19 protein-coding genes, 2 tRNA genes and 1 pseudogene are annotated in these 20,511 nt (G+C 26.0%); 12 read left to right on the forward strand and 10 right to left on the reverse strand.

The window, feature by feature from the left end; all coding sequences use genetic code 11:
- The 6 genes and pseudogenes from ACO409_RS03090 to ACO409_RS03115 form a co-directional block, all read right to left on the reverse strand.
- A tRNA-Val gene (locus ACO409_RS03090) sits at window positions 1-76 on the reverse strand.
- 41 nt (window positions 77-117) lie between these two features.
- Window positions 118-192: transfer RNA gene (locus tag ACO409_RS03095), tRNA-Glu, on the reverse strand.
- A gap of 128 nt (window positions 193-320) precedes the next feature.
- Window positions 321-911, reverse strand: a complete 591-nt coding sequence (locus tag ACO409_RS03100) for an IMPACT family protein (RefSeq protein WP_485554719.1) — start codon at window positions 909-911, stop codon at window positions 321-323.
- Between the two features lie 16 nt (window positions 912-927).
- Window positions 928-1,098, reverse strand: a pseudogene (locus tag ACO409_RS03105) (precorrin-6A/cobalt-precorrin-6A reductase); the annotation flags it as partial.
- A 547-nt stretch (window positions 1,099-1,645) separates the two neighbouring features.
- The gene (locus ACO409_RS03110) at window positions 1,646-2,071 is read right to left on the reverse strand and encodes a precorrin-6A/cobalt-precorrin-6A reductase (RefSeq protein WP_485554772.1); all 426 of its coding nucleotides are present in this window, start codon (window positions 2,069-2,071) and stop codon (window positions 1,646-1,648) included.
- A 603-nt stretch (window positions 2,072-2,674) separates the two neighbouring features.
- Window positions 2,675-2,887: a precorrin-6A/cobalt-precorrin-6A reductase gene (locus tag ACO409_RS03115; protein ID WP_485554721.1), complete on the reverse strand. Its 213-nt coding sequence runs from the start codon at window positions 2,885-2,887 to the stop codon at window positions 2,675-2,677.
- Between the two features lie 766 nt (window positions 2,888-3,653).
- Between ACO409_RS03115 and ACO409_RS03120 the strand changes: the two genes are divergently transcribed.
- A complete protein-coding gene (locus ACO409_RS03120; RefSeq protein WP_485554723.1) occupies window positions 3,654-4,751 on the forward strand; it encodes an RNA-guided endonuclease TnpB family protein in 1,098 nt (365 codons plus the stop codon).
- A gap of 657 nt (window positions 4,752-5,408) precedes the next feature.
- Here the strand turns inward: ACO409_RS03120 and ACO409_RS03125 are convergent.
- From ACO409_RS03125 to ACO409_RS03140, 4 genes are all read right to left on the reverse strand, one after another.
- On the reverse strand, window positions 5,409-6,722 hold the full coding sequence (locus ACO409_RS03125; protein ID WP_485554725.1) for a spherulation-specific family 4 protein: 1,314 nt from the start codon (window positions 6,720-6,722) through the stop codon (window positions 5,409-5,411).
- A 243-nt stretch (window positions 6,723-6,965) separates the two neighbouring features.
- Window positions 6,966-7,556 carry a 5-formyltetrahydrofolate cyclo-ligase gene (locus ACO409_RS03130; protein ID WP_485554727.1) on the reverse strand — a complete coding sequence of 197 codons (591 nt, stop codon included), beginning with the start codon at window positions 7,554-7,556 and terminating at the stop codon, window positions 6,966-6,968.
- Window positions 7,557-7,657: 101 nt separating this feature from the next.
- Window positions 7,658-8,245 carry a bifunctional adenosylcobinamide kinase/adenosylcobinamide-phosphate guanylyltransferase gene (gene cobU / locus ACO409_RS03135; protein ID WP_485554729.1) on the reverse strand — a complete coding sequence of 196 codons (588 nt, stop codon included), beginning with the start codon at window positions 8,243-8,245 and terminating at the stop codon, window positions 7,658-7,660.
- A 158-nt stretch (window positions 8,246-8,403) separates the two neighbouring features.
- Window positions 8,404-9,060 carry a metalloregulator ArsR/SmtB family transcription factor gene (locus ACO409_RS03140; protein WP_485554731.1) on the reverse strand — a complete coding sequence of 219 codons (657 nt, stop codon included), beginning with the start codon at window positions 9,058-9,060 and terminating at the stop codon, window positions 8,404-8,406.
- A gap of 459 nt (window positions 9,061-9,519) precedes the next feature.
- Here ACO409_RS03140 and trxA point away from each other — a divergent pair, with 459 nt between their 5' ends.
- From trxA to ACO409_RS03195, 11 genes are all read left to right on the forward strand, one after another.
- Complete coding sequence (gene trxA, locus ACO409_RS03145; RefSeq protein ID WP_485554733.1) at window positions 9,520-9,831, forward strand: thioredoxin; 312 nt, start codon at window positions 9,520-9,522, stop codon at window positions 9,829-9,831.
- A 112-nt stretch (window positions 9,832-9,943) separates the two neighbouring features.
- Window positions 9,944-10,879, forward strand: a complete 936-nt coding sequence (gene trxB, locus ACO409_RS03150; RefSeq protein ID WP_485554735.1) for a thioredoxin-disulfide reductase — start codon at window positions 9,944-9,946, stop codon at window positions 10,877-10,879.
- Between the two features lie 419 nt (window positions 10,880-11,298).
- Window positions 11,299-12,711, forward strand: a complete 1,413-nt coding sequence (gene wzy, locus ACO409_RS03155; protein WP_485554737.1) for an O-antigen polysaccharide polymerase Wzy — start codon at window positions 11,299-11,301, stop codon at window positions 12,709-12,711.
- A 130-nt stretch (window positions 12,712-12,841) separates the two neighbouring features.
- On the forward strand, window positions 12,842-13,672 hold the full coding sequence (locus ACO409_RS03160; RefSeq protein WP_485554739.1) for a hypothetical protein: 831 nt from the start codon (window positions 12,842-12,844) through the stop codon (window positions 13,670-13,672).
- Between the two features lie 21 nt (window positions 13,673-13,693).
- Window positions 13,694-14,167 (forward strand): GNAT family N-acetyltransferase, encoded by a 474-nt coding sequence (locus tag ACO409_RS03165; protein WP_485554741.1) that lies wholly within the window; start codon window positions 13,694-13,696, stop codon window positions 14,165-14,167.
- Between the two features lie 9 nt (window positions 14,168-14,176).
- A complete protein-coding gene (locus ACO409_RS03170; protein WP_485554743.1) occupies window positions 14,177-14,965 on the forward strand; it encodes a glycosyltransferase family 32 protein in 789 nt (262 codons plus the stop codon).
- A gap of 379 nt (window positions 14,966-15,344) precedes the next feature.
- Complete coding sequence (locus tag ACO409_RS03175) at window positions 15,345-16,118, forward strand: endonuclease/exonuclease/phosphatase family protein (RefSeq protein WP_485554745.1); 774 nt, start codon at window positions 15,345-15,347, stop codon at window positions 16,116-16,118.
- Between the two features lie 30 nt (window positions 16,119-16,148).
- Window positions 16,149-16,985 carry a glycosyltransferase family 2 protein gene (locus tag ACO409_RS03180; protein ID WP_485554747.1) on the forward strand — a complete coding sequence of 279 codons (837 nt, stop codon included), beginning with the start codon at window positions 16,149-16,151 and terminating at the stop codon, window positions 16,983-16,985.
- Window positions 16,986-17,000: 15 nt separating this feature from the next.
- Window positions 17,001-18,017, forward strand: a complete 1,017-nt coding sequence (locus ACO409_RS03185; RefSeq protein ID WP_485554749.1) for a DNA adenine methylase — start codon at window positions 17,001-17,003, stop codon at window positions 18,015-18,017.
- A 5-nt stretch (window positions 18,018-18,022) separates the two neighbouring features.
- Window positions 18,023-18,976 (forward strand): DNA adenine methylase, encoded by a 954-nt coding sequence (locus ACO409_RS03190; RefSeq protein WP_485554751.1) that lies wholly within the window; start codon window positions 18,023-18,025, stop codon window positions 18,974-18,976.
- A complete protein-coding gene (locus ACO409_RS03195) occupies window positions 18,921-20,486 on the forward strand; it encodes an AlwI family type II restriction endonuclease (RefSeq protein ID WP_485554753.1) in 1,566 nt (521 codons plus the stop codon). The genes ACO409_RS03190 and ACO409_RS03195 overlap by 56 nt, the downstream gene beginning before the upstream one ends.
- The last annotated feature ends 25 nt before the right edge of the window (window positions 20,487-20,511 follow it).

Genomic DNA, 20,511 nt, shown 5'->3' on the forward strand with positions numbered 1-20,511 from the left:
TGGTGGTCACAATTGGGCTCGAACCAATGACCCCCTGCTTGTAAGGCAGGTGCTCTCCCAACTGAGCTATGCGACCTAAAAAAATCACCATTTAACATTTTATATTCAATTTTAATTTGGTACGGCCTAGGGGGATCGAACCCCTGTTGCCGGGATGAAAACCCGATGTCCTAACCACTAGACGAAGGCCGCACATTTACTTCCCTATCTGTTTTATCTTTTAATACTCACAGACAAGAAATATAATATCATATTTAAGTTTATTTGTCAACAACTTTTTTTAAAAAAAATTTATAGTCCTTGAATTTTTTTAAATTTTTCTATATTTTTATTACAATAATTTTCTGTAATTCATTTAATTTAGGCTCGATTTTATTATTTGCTACTACTTTCATCGTTACTCTATTTGAGTAATTTTTTTCCAATATTTCTATTCCAAACTTTTTAGTATTTTCACTTAAAAATGCTTCTATTTCAGATGTATTTTCATAGTCATAATCTAAAATAAAAATAGATTTTTCTATATATTCCACAATGATTGCTTCATTGACAGCTAATTTTGCAGTTTTAGCGTAATTTCTTATGAGTCCACCAGCTCCAAGTTTTATACCGCCAAAATATCTTGTGGCAACTAATGCAACATTATAAATATTTAAAATTTTTAATATTTCTGCCATAGGCTTTCCAGCTGTATTGCTAGGTTCACCATCATCGTTATACTTAAAATATTCTTGCCCGCTTTCTATAACTCTGTAAAGCGGGACATTATGAGTTGCATTTGGATTTGTTTTTTTTATTAAATCAATAAACTTTTCTGCTTCAATTACTGTCGAAACTGGTTTAATATATCCAATAAATTTTGATTTTTTTTCTTCAAATTCGATTGTTGCTTCGTTTTTTATGCTTTTCAATCCTAATTCTCCCTTTTTATAAATTTATTATATATTCAATTATTTCATTAATTTCGCAAAAAACTATTCCATAATTCAATACTGGACGCTTTATTGTTAAAATAGTAATTCCACATTCTTTACATGCTTGAACTTTCTGTAATTCTCCACCTGTTTCTCCACTTTCTTTTGTAATAAGATACTGATATCTCTCTTTTTTGAGAGGTTATAGTTCACATAAGCTCGTTATTTCTTATGCAGTTCTCCTAATATCTTGATATTTCTTATTAGATATCAATAAATAGATATTCTTGAACTTCTTAATATTTCTATTAAGCACAGACTATATCTTATCCCACAGCTTTACCTGTTTGGGCCTGCCCACTTCCACCAACTTTGGTGTACTCCCAAAAGGGATAGTCGTTGAACCTTACCTTACGGCCTTGGCTGCTGATTGCCCATTGTTTTATTAAATTTCTTTTTGGCACTTAGGTTTTAACCATTTTTTATTTTTTTATGCCATCTGATTTATTTTTTCTGCTTTCGCAACGATCACACTTATATCCTTTATTTAATTCATCCTAAATAAGATATTATGTTGTCGTTAAACCAGCTTTAGGGTTTTCCAGCAATTCGAGCAGTATTAGACAGTTAAAAAATTGTCTTAACACACATATTTCTATATGTGCTGACTATACTTTACAAGCTATTTTATAAAGTTTTAAATTCTAATTGCAAACTTTATAGCTGTAGTTTTAATCAATCTTATAATCTTTCAATATTGCAATATTCATTTCCTTTGAAAAAGGTCCTTGCATAGCAATTATATTTTTTGGCAAATAACCAAGTTCTTCTGCACTTTGTATAGATGATGTTGTTGGCAATATTCTAATAAACAAATTATTCTTTTCTTTTATTTCTTTTAACTCTGCCAAAGCATTTGATCCTAATGTACTTAATATATTTTTATTTTCAAATCTATTCAAAAATGTGATTATTTCCCTTAAATTTGTGAACTGAAATACATTTTCAGTTCCGTAATCCAATACTCTTCTTTCAAATCTTACATATTTTATTTCTTTTTTTATTATATGTCGCTCATTTAAATAACTTATCATTGAGATGACGATATTACTAATATTTTGTGCATATGGATGACTTGCATCAATAACTAACTGAATCTCTTAAAAAAATCAAAAATTGATTTAATATTTAGAGATTTCGTTCACATAGATTCGCTATTTCTATGCAGTTCTCTAAAATACTTATAATTATTAATATAAATTAAGTATTTTGAACTTCTTAATATTTCTATTAAGCACAGACTATATCTTATCCCACAGCTTTACCTGTTTGGGTCTGCCCGCTTCCACCAGCTTTGGTGTACTTCCTAGAAGGAATAGTCGTTGAACTTTACCTTTCGGTCTTAGCTGCTGATTGCCCATTGTATTTTATTAAATTTTTTTAGCACTTAGGTTTTAACCTTGATAAACTTATGCCATCCAATTTATTTTTTCTGCTTTCGCAACAGTCACACTTATATCTTTATATTTAATTTATCCTAAACAAGATATTATGTTGTTGTTAAATTGGCTTTAGGGTTTTCCAGCAATTCAAGCAGTATTAGACAGTCTAAAAACTGCCACCGCACACATATTTCTATATGTGCTGACTATATTTACATTGCCTTTTTTATGTGATATTTTTTTACAAAAATAAAAAATACAAATTAAATTTTATCTAAATAGTTAATAAAGATATCACAAGTTTATAGCTATGATTTTTTAATCAATATTTTTTTCTAAAATTATATTTTCAATTTGTAAAATACTTAGTTTTTCTGAAATTACATGTATTCTTTTATTTTTAGCTACATCTTCAAGTAATTTTCCACCATATTCAGTAGCTGTACTAACAATAATATCATCATTCCTAACTTTCATAACCTCATCTAAAATAATTCTAGAATCCTTTGTTCCACCAATTATCCAAATCATTTAATTTTCCTTTCTTAATAATTATACACCAATTTTTTCTTAATATTACAATAAATCTGGTTTTACAGTAAAACTGATTTAAAACTGAACTCAAAAGCCATAACTATTTTACTAAAAGATCTTTTAATATTTTTATTTAAACAAGTTCGAGCATAAATTAAAATATAGCTATTAACAGTAATGTAAATTGTATATCAATCTACCATTTTATTTGTTATTTACTTTGATAACACCCGTTTTTAATTACTTGTTAAATAAAAATTTACAAAAAAATCCATTATTAAATAAAGTTAAATAATATTAATTATTCATTTTAAAATTACAATTTACTACTTTTTAATTATACCACATTATTTATTTTTTATTGATATTTATTTTATAAATTTTAAATAAATTAAAAAATTTTTTAACTAATTAATGTCATATTTTAATTTTAACAATAAAATCAGGTAAACTAATTTTAAAAAATTAAGATTATTTATTAGAAAATAAAATAATAACCCTCTTATAACCTAAATTTATGCAATCTTTTAATAGCTCAATTTTAAATGGGTTTGAATATACATTTATTTTAAGATATTTTACTTTTCCCTTTATTTTAACAAAAAGATAGCAAGAAGTCGTAGGCTTTCTATAAGTGAGAGATAAATTGCTTTTTTTTTTAAAAAAGTTGAAAAAAGGATACACTTATGATACAATTTTGGTATAAAATATTGAAGAGAAGTCATTAAAAATAATATTCAAAATCAAAAGGAGGTGTAATTTTATGAAATATAATTTAGCATTCAAATACAGAATTTATCCAAATAAGGAGCAAGAATTATTGATAAATAAGACTTTTGGATGTGTTCGTTTTGTTTACAATACGATTTTGTATGCTGCGAATAAATTTTATGAAGAAACTGGAAAAAATAAAATAATTACACCTGCCAGTTTGAAAAGTGAAAATCAATTTTTAAAAGAAGTAGACAGTTTGGCACTTTCAAATGCTCAATTGAATGTAAAACGATCGTTTACGAATTTTTTTCAGAAGAGAGCAAAGTTTCCAAGGTTCAAATCTAAAAAGAATAATGTTAAAAGTTACATGACAAATTGTGTGAATAATTCGATAAGAATTGAGGAAAATAAATATTTGGTTTTGCCAAAATTGAAAAAAGTTAAATTGAAATATCATAGAGAAATACCAAAGAATTATAGAATAAAGTCGGTAACATTGACAAACAGTAATGGAAATTACTATGTTTCTGTTTTGACAGAATTTGAAAAAGAAATTCAAAAAATACCAAGTAATGATAAAGTAATTGGACTTGATTTTTCAATGTCTGAATTATTTGTCAGTTCTGAAAACCAAAGGGCTGATTATCCAAAATATTTTAGGATGTTGGAAGAAGAATTGAAAAAATTACAGAAATCATTATCGAGAAAAGTGAAATTTTCTAAAAATTGGTATAAGCAAAAAGCGAAAATATCAAAGTTGCATGAGTATATTAAAAATTGTCGAAGAGATTTTTTGCATAAATTATCGAAAAAATTGTCTGAAGAATACAATGCTGTGGTTGTTGAGGATTTGAATATGAAAGGGATGAGCCAGGCATTAAATTTTGGGAAAAGTGTAGGAGATAATGGATGGGGAATGTTTTTGAGGATGCTTGAGTATAAGTTGATGTTTTTAGGAAAACAATTTTTAAAAATAGATAAGTGGTTTCCGTCATCGAAAACTTGCAGTAAATGTGGAAATATTAAAGAGGAACTGAAATTATCAGAAAGAAGTTATAAATGTGAGTGCTGTGGAATTGAAATTGATAGAGATTACAATGCGGCACTGAATATAAGAGATGTTGGAAAAGAAATGTTGAAATATTAGGAAATAAAAAACAGGGCAGGGACTGTCCGAAGAGCTTGGTAAATATATTTGGCTAGCAAAAGCAGATACTTCCCAAGAAGCTCCCACTTCTAAAAGTGGGAGTAGTTCACTCCCTAAGTTTATATAACTTTATAATAGTTCAATTTTGAATAAATTTAAGTATATTTTCTAACAAGGGATTTTATAAAAAAATTTATAGTTAATCCGCTGTTTAAGCGGAAAAAATATTAATAAAAAAAGCTGTATCATAAATATCTATGAAACAACTTTTTTTTATACTATTTCTAGCTTATACTAAACTCAATTTAAATAATGAATTTTAAGGATATAAACCTAATATTTTCAAATAATTAAAATATAATTTTCATTTTTTAAATAAAGTCTAGTATAAATAATCCGTCGGAGCATTTTTCTGTGCTGGCAAAACTGCTTGAGCATAGCGAGAAAAATATCGTAGACTAGCCATAGGTTGTAGGATTTGCGGCAATGATCAATCCTACAAAAATAAAAAAGAAAAAACATAGTAATTAGTTGAATGATTATGAAATAAATATTATAAAAATTTGTTTCTATTTTTAAAAGGGGTTTAGTATTAGATAGTAAAATATCCTTTAATCAAATTTTATCATTAAGTCCCCCATCTTAGTGTTATATTTATCAGATATTCCAATTTTTATTTAAATCAAATTCAAAATCTCCAAATTTATTTATCTTTTCTGAAGGATTCATAGTAAATTCTCCTAAAATATTATATCCAAAATTAAAATAGGAAAGAAGTATTTTAGGTTTACAATGAAAATTGAGAAGTTTCCAGAAATCAAGGCTTGAAATTTTGAGATTTCCATCAATGGAATATTTTCCTGATGAAATAAATTGTTGTGAATCAAATTTATCTTCTATTCTGGTATCTTCTATGATTTCTTCAGATGTAGAATTTTTTGAATCAGAAAAAATTGACTCTGCATCTGCGTCTTCTTTTGTTAATTGCTTGGATAAATTATCTTTTACGTCTGAAAGAGTTTCAGATTTTGGGGTATTTATTGACAATATTAGATTTTCAAAATTTTTCGGCAAATTTCCAGGAACGTTTGGAACATCGGTTGTTATCATTAAAAAGCCTGCATTTCGCTCTTTTGATAAATTTAGTAGAGTTTCATATTGTTCAGGTGTTGCGGAATGAATAACGTGTACAATACGTTTTGAATTTTTAGGGTTATTTTCAAAGCTATAAGTTCTTGGTGTCCAATGATTGATGTAGCTCTCGGCAGACTGTTCACTTGTTAGCCATAAATCAGAATATTTAGACATTTCATCAGTTATTGTGCTTCCAGGGTTTGCAACTGTGATTAGGTCAGGATATTTATTTTTTATATAATTGTATATTTGTGCCATATAATCAACTTCTAGTGGATTTGTACCTGATGAGATTTCATCAATAAAAATTCCAGAAATATTGTCAGAGCCGTAAAACTGTATATATTTATCAACTTCAGAAACAACTTTTCTTATACTTTTTGTATATTCATCTGTTGTGACATATCCCAAATTTTTAATTCCCATTTCTTTGTTTTTTCTAATTTGTACGATATATTCGTATTCTGCCTTGTCAGAAGGTCCGTTTGCTGGATTAATAATGACGTAAGGAACTGTTATTTCTATTTCAGGGAGGATATTTGAAATAGTTTTTTCAGATTTTGAAAAAGAATTATTAATACGGCTTTTGTAAAAACCATCAGAATATCCAAAATCTACTTTAAATTCATCTTCATTTTTTAAATTATTTTTTATAATATCATAAATTTCTTCATTTTTTGAAAATTTAATATTTTTTTTATTCCAAGATAAATTGTCACTTGAAACATTTACAGGCAAAGTATTATTGGATTCTACTGTTTTTCCAAATCCTAAACCTGTTACTCCAGCTAGAAAAGATGGGATTAAAAAATTGTTATTTTTTAACTTTTTCTTCATTTAAATAAACCTCCTTTTTGAAATTTTAATCCTTTTGACCAATAGAAACTATAAAATAACAAAATCAGATATGTTAAAATATTTTATTTATTTTAGCAATATATATTATCATTTTTTTTTTATAATTTCAAGGAAAATTTATTTTTTTTACTTTTTTTAAAATTATATAATTTTATAGTGAAACTGATTTAAAGCTGAATGACTATTTTATTCAATTTCTAAGTTTGCATAATTTTTAATAGTTTAATTTTTAATGGATTTGAGAATATTTTCATTAATAATAAAGTCCAAAGTTACATCATGCCCTTCAATCGGCACTTCCTCAATCATTTGAAAATCATAGCAAACACCGATAAATAAAGCATTATTATTTTTTAGTTTAACTTTATTCAAAAAAGTATCATAATATCCGCCACCAAAACCAATTCGATTTTTTTTAGAATCAAAGGCAACAGCTGGAACAATCACAATATCCAATATTTTTTCATCATAAAAATCATTGGACGAAGACTCATAATAGCCAAACTTGTGCAAAACAAGCTCATTTTTGTTATATTTGTTAATTTTCATTTCTCTATTATTACTATTTACAATTTTTGGAATGAAAAAATTTTTTTCAGGATAAAGTTCTATTAATTTTGTAATTCTCACTTCATTTTTCATATCCATAAAAATCATTATATTCTGAGCATTTTTTAGATATGGAGCTAAATTTTTTATAATTAATTCACTTTTTTTTTCTACCTCTTCAATAGAAAGATTATTTCTTTTTTCTAAAATTTGTTTTCTAATTTCATCTTTTTTTATTTGTAAATCTGTTTTTTGTTTTTTCATATTAAAATTATTCTCCTTTATTTTATTTTTTATCATTTATAAAAGTCTACAAAATTTGATTAATACTAAATCCTATTAAAAAAACAGAAAATATATTTTATTTATTTTATTTTCATTGGAATTCCAGAAACTACAAAATATACTTTATCTGCCTTTTCTGCCACAATCTGATTCATTTTCCCAGCAATTTCACGAAAATACCTTCCAAGTGGATAACTTGGAACAAGCCCCATTCCCAGCTCATTTGACACGATTACAGTATTTTCAAATTGATTTGTAATATTTAAAAGCTCATCTACAGAGTTTTTTACATTTTTATTTAATTTTTTTAAAGTTTGAATATACAATTTTTTCTCAAAATTGTTCCAGTCAATATTCTGATTTTCAAAAATTATATTAGTAATCATATTTGTAAGGCAGTCTACAAGCATATTATTTTTTATTTTATCATTATTTTCAAAAAAATTGCTCAATTCAATTTCAAAATTCTTGTAAGTTTCTACTGTAAACCAGTCATTTTTTCTCCTTTTTTTATGAAGCTGAACTTTTTCTTTCATTTCCTCATCAAACACAAGCGATGTTGCCAGATATATATTTTTCTGATTTCCGTTATTCAATTTCAAAAGCATCTCTTCAGCAAATTTGCTTTTACCGCTTTTAGCTCCACCAGTAACAAAAATTAATCCCATTTTATCTCCTATTTTATATTTTTTATTTTTATACTAAAATCCATTTGAAAAAAGAAACGATTTACTATTTACTTTCTGACAAGGGGTCTTGACCCCTTGCTGAACAGAATCATAAAAACTCTCTTGTTTTAATGGGGAATAGTATTAACTCAATAAAGTTAAAAATTTTTATTTTTCTGCCAGTCATAATAGCTTTGATTCAGGCTATATGCCTGAAAGCCGTTATCATTTAACAATTTGGAAGCTAAATTTGCATAAGCACAGTTTCTTCCTCTGCAGTAAACAATGATTTTCTTGTTTCTTGGCAAATTTTTAATATTTTTTTCAAGATATTTCATCGGAATATTAATTGCATTTTCTATATGGCTTGAATTAAATTCATCTTCAGGTCGTAAATCTATTATTAGTGTTTTGTTTTGTCTTGCCATTTCATACGCCTGCTCTAGTGTAATAGGACGGATTTTCATACAGCTGTCATTAAATTCATTGTGTATTCGCTGAATATCTGCCAATTGTTTTTCTCCTACTCCAATTAAAAGATACACCAAGTCAATTATCTGAGTATTTGCAATTTCGTAGACAACATAGTTTCCCTTTTTTTCATTAATAACTAGATTGCCATCCTTTAAAATCTGCAAATGCCTAGAAGTATTTGCAATGCTCATTCCTGTTTCATTTGAAATGCTTTCCACAGTTTTTGCTCCTTGTACAAGCAGATCCAGTATTTCAATCCTTTTTTCGCTAGATAGGCATTTTCCAATTTTTGATAATCCTGAATATAGGCTATTTTTGTAATTTTCACATATTTTATCCATTTATTTATCTTCCTTTTCAGTTATATAATAGAACTCACTAAAAATTAAACTGTTAAAAATCAAATAAATTTAAAAATAGTCATAATTCTTGAGTTCAGTTTTAAATTCGTTTTATTATAATAGTAAAATTTCTTTAAAGTCAAACTTGAATTTTACTTAAACTTCTAGCTTTGTATAATTTATATTATTTTCGATTTAAATTTTATATTGAATAAATGAGGTGTAATTTCTTTTTTTAAATGAAATTTAGTTCAAATTAATTTGAATATTGGTAGAATTCAAGTATATCTTTAAAATTTTAAATAAAAGTATTGACAATTTATTACAAATATGATACTATTCAATTACTTAATTGAATAGTTGATTTTATAGAAATAGTATAACACAAATTTTTTAAAAAATAAACTATAAAATTTATGAAATTAATAAAAATGAAAAAAAGAAAGAGGTTGATGTAAAATGGCATTAAGTTTAAATAAAGATAATTTTGAAAAAAGTATAGCAAATGGAGTAGCTTTAGTAGATTTTTGGGCTAGCTGGTGCGGACCTTGTAAAATGCAGCTTCCTATTATTGAAGAATTTTCAGGAGAAATGGAAGGAAAAGCTACAGTTGGAAAAGTAAATGTAGATGAAGAATTAGAATTAGCACAATCTTTTGGAATCCAAAGCATCCCTACATTAATTTTATTTAAAGATGGAAAAGCTGTAAAAAAATTAGTTGGATTGCACTCAAAAGAATCACTTTATGAAGAAATAAACAAAGTATTATAATTTTAAATAAAGTAAAACAGATTAGTTAAAGAAATATTTATTTATAAAACAAGTCTAGCGGTTATTTTTTCTGCTAGACTTTAATAATATAAAAAAAGGAATGGTGAAAAATATGTACGATTCAGTAATCATTGGATCAGGACCGGCAGGACTTACAGCTGCAATTTATTTAAGCCGTGCTGGACTAAAAAATATAGTGATAAATGGAATGGAGCCGGGCGGACAGCTTACAACAACAACAGAAGTTGAAAACTTTCCAGGATTTCCACAAGGAATTTCAGGACCGCAATTAATGGAAGATATAAAATCTCAATCTCAAAATTTTGGGACTGAATTTTTGCAAGCGGTGGTAAAGGATATTAAAGATGTTGAAAATAATGGGAAAAAGACATTTGAATTACATTTGGATAATGGAAATATTGTAGAAACGAAGACAATAATTTTATCGACAGGAGCAAGTGCAAAATATCTTGGAATTGAAAATGAAAAGGAAAATATTGGAAAAGGTGTTAGTGCCTGTGCGACTTGTGATGGATTTTTTTATCGTGGAAAAGAAGTAGTTGTAATTGGCGGGGGAGATACTGCGATGGAAGAGGCAATTTTTTTAACAAAATTTGTAAATAAAGTTACTATTATTAATAGAAGAGATATTTTACGTGCTTCTGCAATCATGCAAAAAAGAGCAAAAGATAATGATAAAATCGAATGGAAATTGGATTATACGCCTAAAAAAGTATTGGCAGATGAAAAAGTTACAGGAATTGAACTTATAAATAACAAAACAGGTAAAACTGAAACTTTAGAAACAGATGGAATTTTTGTAGCAATTGGAAGAACTCCAAATACAAAATTTCTTGAGGGAAAAGTTGAAATTGATAGCAGAGGCTATATTGCAACCAAAGGAAAATCTTCTAAAACAAGCACTTCTGGAATTTTTGCAGCTGGAGATGTTCAAGATAGCAAATACCAGCAAGCGATTGTTGCAGCGGGAAGTGGAGCAATTGCGGCACTTGATGTGGAAGAATATTTGAGGGAAAATAATTTATAATTTTTTAGATTGAAAATATTGAAGAAACTGTCTTAAATAAATAGATGGTTTCTTTTTTATTTATAACATAAATTATAAATTAATTGCCACATTTTAATAATTTTTTTAGTGAATATTGATGTATAAAAAATGAATATTGAAAAAAATATTTATCATTGAAGTTTTAGTGGCGATATGATAAAATTTTAGATGAAAACATAGTAAAATTAATTTAGAAAAACTATGGCTGTTTATTCAATCCCATATTTGATTTGAAACAGGTTGATATTATATCAAACCCATTCAAAATTGAACTATTAAAAATCATATAAACATAGGGTTTGAGTAAAATAGTCATAGCTTTTGAGTTCGGTTTTAAATCAATTTTACTATAAAAGGATTTGAGTATAAAAGAAAAAAATGAAAATAGAGGTAAGTTGATGAAAAGAGATAGTTTAATAAAAGAGGATAAGATCGGTTTTTTGATATTTCACATATTTGTAATTGCATTTGTGCTATTTTTGAAAAATGCAGTAACTTTTCCAAATGATGTATCAGAAATGAAATTTTTGGAGTGTTTGCTTATGGGAGTGTATGTTTATACATTTTTTACAGCAAAAATTTATTTGGAATGGTTAAATTCATATATGATTTTTTTGTATACATTATTTTTGTTTAATTTTACAAGGATATTTTTGGATATTGTGGATTATAAAGAATTTGGATGGGCTACAAAGTTTGCCAACTTTTATTTCTTTTATGATGTGAGAAATGAAATAATAATGGTATTTTTACTTGTGCTTTTATTTACACATTTAGGATTCTTTATCGGAATTTCAAATGAGAAGATTAGTGAAATTAGAAGTAATATTACACTTGAGAGCAGAAGAATGTTTACAGATATTGGAATGGCTTTATTTATAATTTCATTGCCTGCTTTAGCTTACAAGATGTTTATACAGCTTAGAGTTATCTTGCGAGCTGGATACGAGGCTTATTATACAGGTATTTTAAAGGGTGTAGATTATCCTGCATTTACAAAAGGTTCTGGAACAGTAATGACAATTGGATTTTTGATATTTTTAATTTCTATTCCATCCAAAAGAAAGTTTTTAACAATATCTTCGCTTTATCTTATGGTAAAACTGCTGGATTCATTTAAAGGAGCAAGAGCAATATTTTTGACACAGCTGCTTTTTATAATGTGGTATTATGCAAAAGTCTATGGAATCAGGATAAAAGCCAAGACAATGGTAAAATTAGTAGGATTTACCGTGGTTTTCTCACAAATTTTGGTATCTATCCGAAGTAAAAAAATATTCAGCTTGGATTTAATAAACACAGTTTATAATTTTCTATTTTCTCAAGGTGTAAGCTACCTTGTGCTTGGATATACAATTAATTTTAAGCATAGCATTGTCGGACACGGAAGCTATCCGTATATTTTACAAGGACTATATGGCTTTAAACCTCAGTCACTAGATACACTTTTAACAACAAATTCAATTGCAGACAGATTGACATACTATCTAAACCCGACAGCTTATTTGAGTGGTGAAGGAATTGGATCAAACTATATCGCTGAAATGTATGATTTAGGATATTTTTGGATAATTCTGATTTCAATAATTTTAGGAATTTTAATTATAAAATATGAAAAATATGCTGTCAAAAATAGATTTTTATTATTAACAAGTTATTACTTTATTCCTAATTTATTTTACATCCCAAGAGGTTCATTTTTTGGAGAAGGATTAATAAAAAATATGGCAATGCTGATTGCAGTTTATGTTTTAGTCTTTAGCTTTGACTATATGTACAGGAAGATTGAGGAAAAGAAGGAACTGATTTGATTTTTTAGGGAGTTGAGCAAAATTGAATAAGCAAGAATTGATATTTAAAGTCCATTGGGTAGAAAAATTGAAAATATTGTGTAGAATAGTTTATATTCCAGTATTAATTATTTATGGGTGGAGGTTTTCTTTGGATTTTTCAATAAATGAAATATTTTTTAAATGTTTTTTGACTGTTCTGCTTTCAATCATAATATTTTTAATTTTATCTATTTTTGTTTTTAATAAAAAAATTAAAGTATTTGACAATATTTTAACATATTATGAAAGAGGAAAAGAAGTTTGGTGTAGGAGAATAGAAAAAGAGAATGTTAGGATATTTAACGAGAATAATTTATTTTATGGTGATGTTAAATATCTTTCGATAGATTATTGTTATGTTGTCATTTCTTTATTTGGAAAGAAAAATTGCTTAAAACTTGAGAAAATCATTTGTGAAATTCAATTTGAAAAAATGGAAATTGAAAATATAGTATTTGAAATTTCAAAAAAAGAATTATTTATAGAAAAATACAAAGATATTTTTAAAAATGCTATTATTATGATAATTTTTATCTTCATAGTAGTTAAATATTCTGATAATATTTTTTTGAATTACTTTTTGATAATTATTATTTTGGGAGTTATTATTTTAGAGATTATTTCTTTAATTAGAATGAAAATTTGTACACCGAAAATTATAAAAATATTTAATAATTTTATAAGTATTGATGATGAAAAATACAGTAAGTATGATATAAAAAAGTTGATGTTTACAAGTACGAATACAAAAAGTGGAACAATAGATTTTGGATACAGAATATTAAAAATTTTTGGAAATGATGAAAAAAAGTTTTTTACACTAATTACTTCTAAAAAGTCAGAGTTTAAAAATTCTGGAAAGGATGAGGATTACGAAACTTTTTATGAAGAAATAATAAAATTTTGTATTGTTAATGAGATTGAATATGAGTTGGTGTAGAAAAATAGGAGTTTAATATTGATGGAAATAGAAAATATAAAAATAATAGACGGAATAAATGATAAGAATAAAAATGATATAGTCAAATGGACTAATGAAAAGGGAAAGGATTTTCTTGAGCAATGGGCTGGAAAAAGCCTTGATTTTCCGCTTACAGAAAGCCAAATTGATGATTTGAAGGATATTTACTCGATTTTTTGTGAAAATGAATTTGTGGGGATTATTCAGAAAATACGAAAAGAAATGAATAATATCCATATTGGGCGATTTTTGATTAATCCTGAACTTGCTGGAAAAGGACTTGGAAAAAGGGTTTTGTTGGAATTTATAAATTTGATTTTTCAAGAAAAGAATGTAAATTCTATTACTTTAAATGTGTTTGATTATAATGTGGGAGCTAAGAAATTATATGAAAAAGTTGGATTTAAGGTTGTAAATGTTGCCAAAAATCCGATGAAAAAGTATATGATGGTTATGAAAAAAGGTGAAAAATAGGAGAAAATAATGATAGAAAAAAAAATATATTATGTCTGGGTTGGAAATGCCAAAAAGCCAGATATTTTCTATAAATGTCTGGAATCATGGAAGAAAAATCTGCCTGATTTTGAAATAATAGAGATTAATGAGAAAAATTTTGATATGGAAAAACATCTTGCAAAAAATAGATTCTTTCGGGAATGTTATGAAAGAAGGCTTTGGGCTTATGTTTCAGATTATATGAGAGTGCATTTTATGTATGAAAATTCTGGAATTTATGTTGATACGGATATGGAAATAATTAAGGATTTGACACCGATTTTGGAAGAAAAAGATTCTTTTTTTAAAAATCCCAAAAATGAGGAATTAAAAAAAATGGATTTTTTAATAGGTTATGAAGATGAAAAGCACATAAGTGTGGGAATTTTTGGAACATCGAAACATAATGAAGTGCTGAAGGATATTAAAGAGTTTTATGAAAAAGAGATTTGGGAAAAGCCCATTTGGACGATTCCAAAAATATTTACGTATGTTTTTGAGAAAAAGTATAATTTGAGCGAGAAAAGGGAAAATGTTTTGAAAAATGGGAAGATAGTTATTTTTCCAAAAGATTATTTTTATCCTTATGGATTTAAGGAAACTTATTCAGATGACTGCATAAAGCCTGAAACATATGGGATACATTGGTGGAATGACAGCTGGAGCAGTTTGAAGGCTAGATTGTTTTTAGAGTCAAAACATCTGTCAGGAGTAAAAAAAATAATCAAAAATGCAAGAATAATTGCTAGATATTATTTGAAAGAAAAGCATAAATAAAAATCAAAGAAAAAAATAAAGTTGGTAGATAATTAAAAAAGTGGTATAATGGAATGAAAGTTTAGAAGTGACAAATTAATTTTTGTTACAAAAATTTAGGTAAAATAAGCAATTGTAAAAGTAGAAACTGTAAAAATTTAGTAGAAATAATATTTTTGATGGCAAGAGTTAGATATATATTGTCTTATGCTATTTTCTGTTTAAACATTGGACTGATTAAAGGGATTAAAATGACTTTTATTAGTAAATAGTATAAGATATAATTTATATTTTTAAACGAGATTTAGTATTAAAGTAAAAAATATTGTATTTATTTAAAGGTTTTGACTTTTACAAATGGCAATAATTTTTAGAAAGAATTAGGAGAAATGTTAGAAAAATGAGTAATTTAAAAAAAGCATTATTGTCGCTTATGATTTGTGGAGCGACTGTTAGTTGGGCGAAGGAATTTAAGATAATGACGTATAATATTTATGGGGCAAGGCTTACAAATGGTCAAAAATTAGGAGAAAGTATAAAGCCGTATGCACCTGATTTTGTATCACTTCAGGAAGTTGATAAATTTACAAAGAGAAGTAATTTTAGGGATGTAACGTCTGATATTGCAAAAGTTTTGGGATATGATTATTATTTTTTTAAAAAATCGAGAGATTATGATGGAGGAGAATTTGGAATTTCATTTATTTCAAAATATCCGCTTGAAAAAATATATACTTATGAATTGCCATCAGAAGGTGCAGAAAGACGACAGCTTGTTGTTGCTGAACTTTCTAAAAAGACTTTTGGGAAAAAAGTTTTGGTAATGAATACACATTTGGACTTTAAACCAAGCATAAAGCCTGAAGAAATGGAATCACTTGATTTACTTACAAAGTTTTTTGATAAAGATGATATAAAATTTATAAGTGGAGATTTTAATTTTTTGCCAACAACAAAATATTATAGTCAGATGACAAAAGATTGGAAGGACACTTATATGGAATCTAATGCTAGTGGTGTAAGAAAACTTTCAGATCCAAGAATTGATTATATTTTTGGAAGCCAATCAAAAAAATGGAAAGTAAAGGCAAGTTATTTTATTAATGATGCAACTCAAGACTGGACAAAATTGTCGGATCATCTTCCGTATATGACAGTTTTGGATATAAAATAAAGTATAAAAAAATAAAAGGAGATGTAAAATATGAAAATTTCCCTTGTAATGCCAACAATTAATGTTACAACTGAACTTAAATTATTTTTAAAAAGTTTGAAAGTGCAGACTTATAGAGATTTTGAGTTGATTGTAGTGGATCAAAATGAAGGAAATGAAGTTTTTGAGATTGTGAAAGATTATGAAGAGGAATTTAAGATAAAATATATAAAAAGTGATGAAAAAGGACTAAGTTTAAATAGAAATAGAGGGCTTGTGCTTATGGAAGGAGAAATTGTGGGATTTCCTGATGATGATTGCGAGTATCAGCCTGATACACTAGAAAAAGTCGTCACGTTTTTTAAAAACAGAAAAAATTATCGGATTTATTCGTGCCGTACACTTGAACGTGGAAAAACTTATGGAACAGGTGTCATGGAGAAAAAAGATATGGATATAGCTAAGGATAATGTAGATAAAACTGTAAAATCTATAACTTTTTTTGTGAATTATAACAAAGATGATATTATTTTATTTGATGAAAGTTTAGGAGTTGGTGCAACTTTTGGAAGTGGAGAAGAAACAGATTATGTGCTTACATTACTTCACAAAGGCTATAAGGGAAGATATTTTGCAAATGATATAATTTTTCATCCAGCTAAAAAAGGTAATTATAGCGATTTGGAACGTGCCTATAAATATGCTTTGGGATTTGGAGCATTGGTAAAAAAGGAAGTAAAAGGCAGAAAAAACAGGCTTTACATTTTGAAATACTGGAAACGGCAATTTAGAAGTTTTGTCGGGATGCTCATTACTAAAAACAAAAAGTATCATAAAGTTGTGATGAAGGGTAGAAAAATAGGATACAAACATTATGAGCTAAAATAGAAATTTAGGAGAAAAATGGAGAAATTTAACATAAATAATAGAAGATATATTGGAAATAAAAGTAAGTTGTTGGAATGGATTTTTGAAAAAATAAGAGAAAATACAATTGGAAGTTCTTTTTTTGATGTTTTTTCAGGTACTGGTTCAATATCAAAAGAAGCTTTAAATTATTATGATGAGATTATAATTAATGATTTTTTATTTTCAAATAATGTTATTTATAAAGCATTTTTTGGAAATGAAGATTATGATAAAAAGAAATTAGAAAAAATAGCAGTAGATATAAATAGTTGCAAATATGAAGATTTAGAAGAGAATTATTTTGATAAAAATTTTGGAGATAAATATTTTGGTAAAAGAGATGCAAGAAGAATAGGATTTATTCGTGAGAAAATTGAAACAAAAAAAAGAGAGAAAGAAATAAGTGAAAAAGAATATAATATTTTATTATCTTCTCTTATTTATTCAATTGATAAGATTGCAAACACGGTTGGGCATTATGAGGCATACATAAAAAAATCTATAAAAGATGATGTATTATTTTTTAATTTAATAAAGCCATTAGACACAAAAGGAAAAAATATAAAAATTTTTAGAGAAGAGGCAAATAAATTAGGTAATAAAATAACATCAGATATAGTATTTTTAGATCCTCCTTATAATTCTCGACAATATTCAAGATTTTATCATGTAATTGAAAATTTAGTTGAGTGGGAAAAACCAGAATTATTTGGTGTAGCATTAAAACCAAAAGAAAAAAATATGAGTGATTATTGTAGGAGTAATGCACCAAAAGTGTTTGATGATTTAGTAAAAAAATTAAATTGTAAATATATTGCTGTTATATATAATAATACTTATAATTCAAAAAGTTCATCTTCAAAAAATAAAATTAGTTTTGAAGAAATATCAAAATCTTTAAATGAGGTTGGAGAAACAAAAGTTTTTGAAAAGGAATATAAGTTTTTTAATGCAGGAAAAACAGATTTTAAGGCTCATAAAGAATTTTTATTTTTAACGGAGGTAAAATAATATAAATGAAATCAAAAATTAGATCGCCTTTTTTTTATGTTGGTGATAAATATAAACTAATGCCTCAGTTAGAAAAATTATTTCCAGTTAATATAAATAATTACTACGAACCTTTTGTTGGTGGTGGAAGCAGTTTTTTAAACACAGAAGCAAAGAATTTTTTTTTAAATGATATAAATGAATACGTTATTCAATTACACTGTTATTTACAAAGTTTTAGGGAAAGTAAAGATAAATTTTTTGAAAGCCTTTTTAGAACTATAGAAAAATATGGATTATCCTGTTCTCTTTTAGGGAAAATTGTACCAGATAAATTAAAAAAAGAATTTATAAAAACATATTATTCAAGATATAATAAAGAAAATTATATAAAAATGAGAGAAGACTATAATAAAAATAAATCAAATTTTGAATTGCTATATTTATTATTAATTTATGGTTTTAATCATATGATAAGATTTAATTTAAAAGGAGAATTTAATTTGCCAGTAGGAAATGTGGATTTTAATAAAAACGTGTATAATGCCTTAAATAATTATTTTGATTTTTCTAAAAAAAATAATCTAAACTTTTTTAATCAAGATTATAAAGAATTCTTAATTAACCGTGATTTTGAGAAAAATGATTTTGTATATTTAGATCCTCCATATTTAATTTCAAATAGCGAGTATAATAAAATATGGAATGAAAAAAATGAAGAAGAACTATATCAAATTTTAGAAGACATAGATAATCAAGATGTTAAATTTGGGCTTTCCAATTTAGTGATACATAAAGATAAGAAAAATGAAATATTATTAGATTGGATGAAAAAATATAAAGTATACGAAGTAAATAGTAATTATATAAGTCGTTTTGATAATACAAGAAAAATAAATTCAAGGGAGGTTTATGTAACCAATTATGAGGAAGAGAGAGAGAAAACCATTATTGTTTTCGACAACTATGAGAAATCCTGAAAGAATAGCTTCATTTATTGAAAATCTGAAGGAATTTGAAGGAAAAATTTTAACAAAAGAAGTTATTATGAAAATAGTAGAAAAATTAATAAAAAATAAATTGTATGCTCCACTATACATAAAAAGAATACCGCATTTGAAAAAAATATTTGAAAATGATACAAATTCTTTTAGTGAAGAAGAAATAAAAGAAATTATAGAAAATAGTCCACAGAATCATAAAGAAGCAGGATTTGAAAAAGGGTGGGATAGTAGGTTTGACACTTGGTATAAATTATCAAAGGAATTTGGATTTCTTTATTATGAAATGGATAAACCAATAGAAATTTCAAAAACAGGACATATGCTTTGTGATGCCTATTTAGAGAATGAAAATAGCAATTCAGGAGAAAAGATACAAAAAATATTTTTAAATGCTTTAATGAAATATAATGTGGATAATCCTTATAGAAAAAATCTAAATAAAAGTACACCGATTCCTCTTTTATTAAATGTTTTGAAAAAATTGAAAAATGATAAAGAAGAAAATGGAGCAGGAATTTTTAGAAAAGAATTACCTTTTCTAATTTGCTGGAAAAATAATGATTCCGATGAGTTATATAAATATATAAAAAACTTTAGAAAAACTTATGGATATACTGCAAGTAATGAAGTCGTCTATGAAAGATGTTTGGAATTATTAGAAAGTGAAAATGAAAAAAGATTTAAAATAAAACAAATTATACAGGAATCTGTTGATGATTTAATTAGAAAATTAAGAATAACAGGAATTTTCTCTTTAAGAGGATTTGGAAGATTTGTTGATATTAATGAATTAGAAAAAAATAAAATTGAATATATAGTAAAAAATTATTCAAAGTGTAAAACTTATGAAACAGAATATGATTTTTATAAATATATGGGAGAAATGGATTTAAATATAATTAATATTGAAGAGAACATTAATTATGAAACAGTAGAAACTATAAAAATTACTGCGTTAAAAAATTTTGCAGTAAAGTATGAAAACAAAGAAATCATTGAAGAATTAGAATGTTTAGAAAAAGATAAAAATTCAAAGGACGAATTTTTAAAATTAATAGATAATCCGACTCGTTTAGAATTTTTAACAAGTTTAATTTTAATAAAAAATTATCCTGATTTATTGATAAAACCAAATTATTCAATAGACGATGAAGGAAATCCAACATTTACAGCAAAAGGCAGAATAGCAGATATTGAAGTTTATGATGAAAAATCAGATGTTTTAGTAGAAGTTACATTAATAAAAAATAGACAGCAATCTATAATAGAAATTCCTGCAATAACTAGACATTTAGTAGAATTAAATGAAAAATCAAAAAAAGAAAATATATTTTCAATTTTTGTTGCTCCTAATATACACGAAGATACAAAATATATGTGCGAGTTTACAAAATATCATAAAGATTTGGATATAAAACCATATACAATAAGTAATTTTGCTAAAAAAATAAAATTTGAAGGAAATATATTAGAATTTTTAAATTAAATAAAGTAAAAAATTAGGAGAAAAA

Source organism: Leptotrichia sp., from assembly GCF_057270615.1.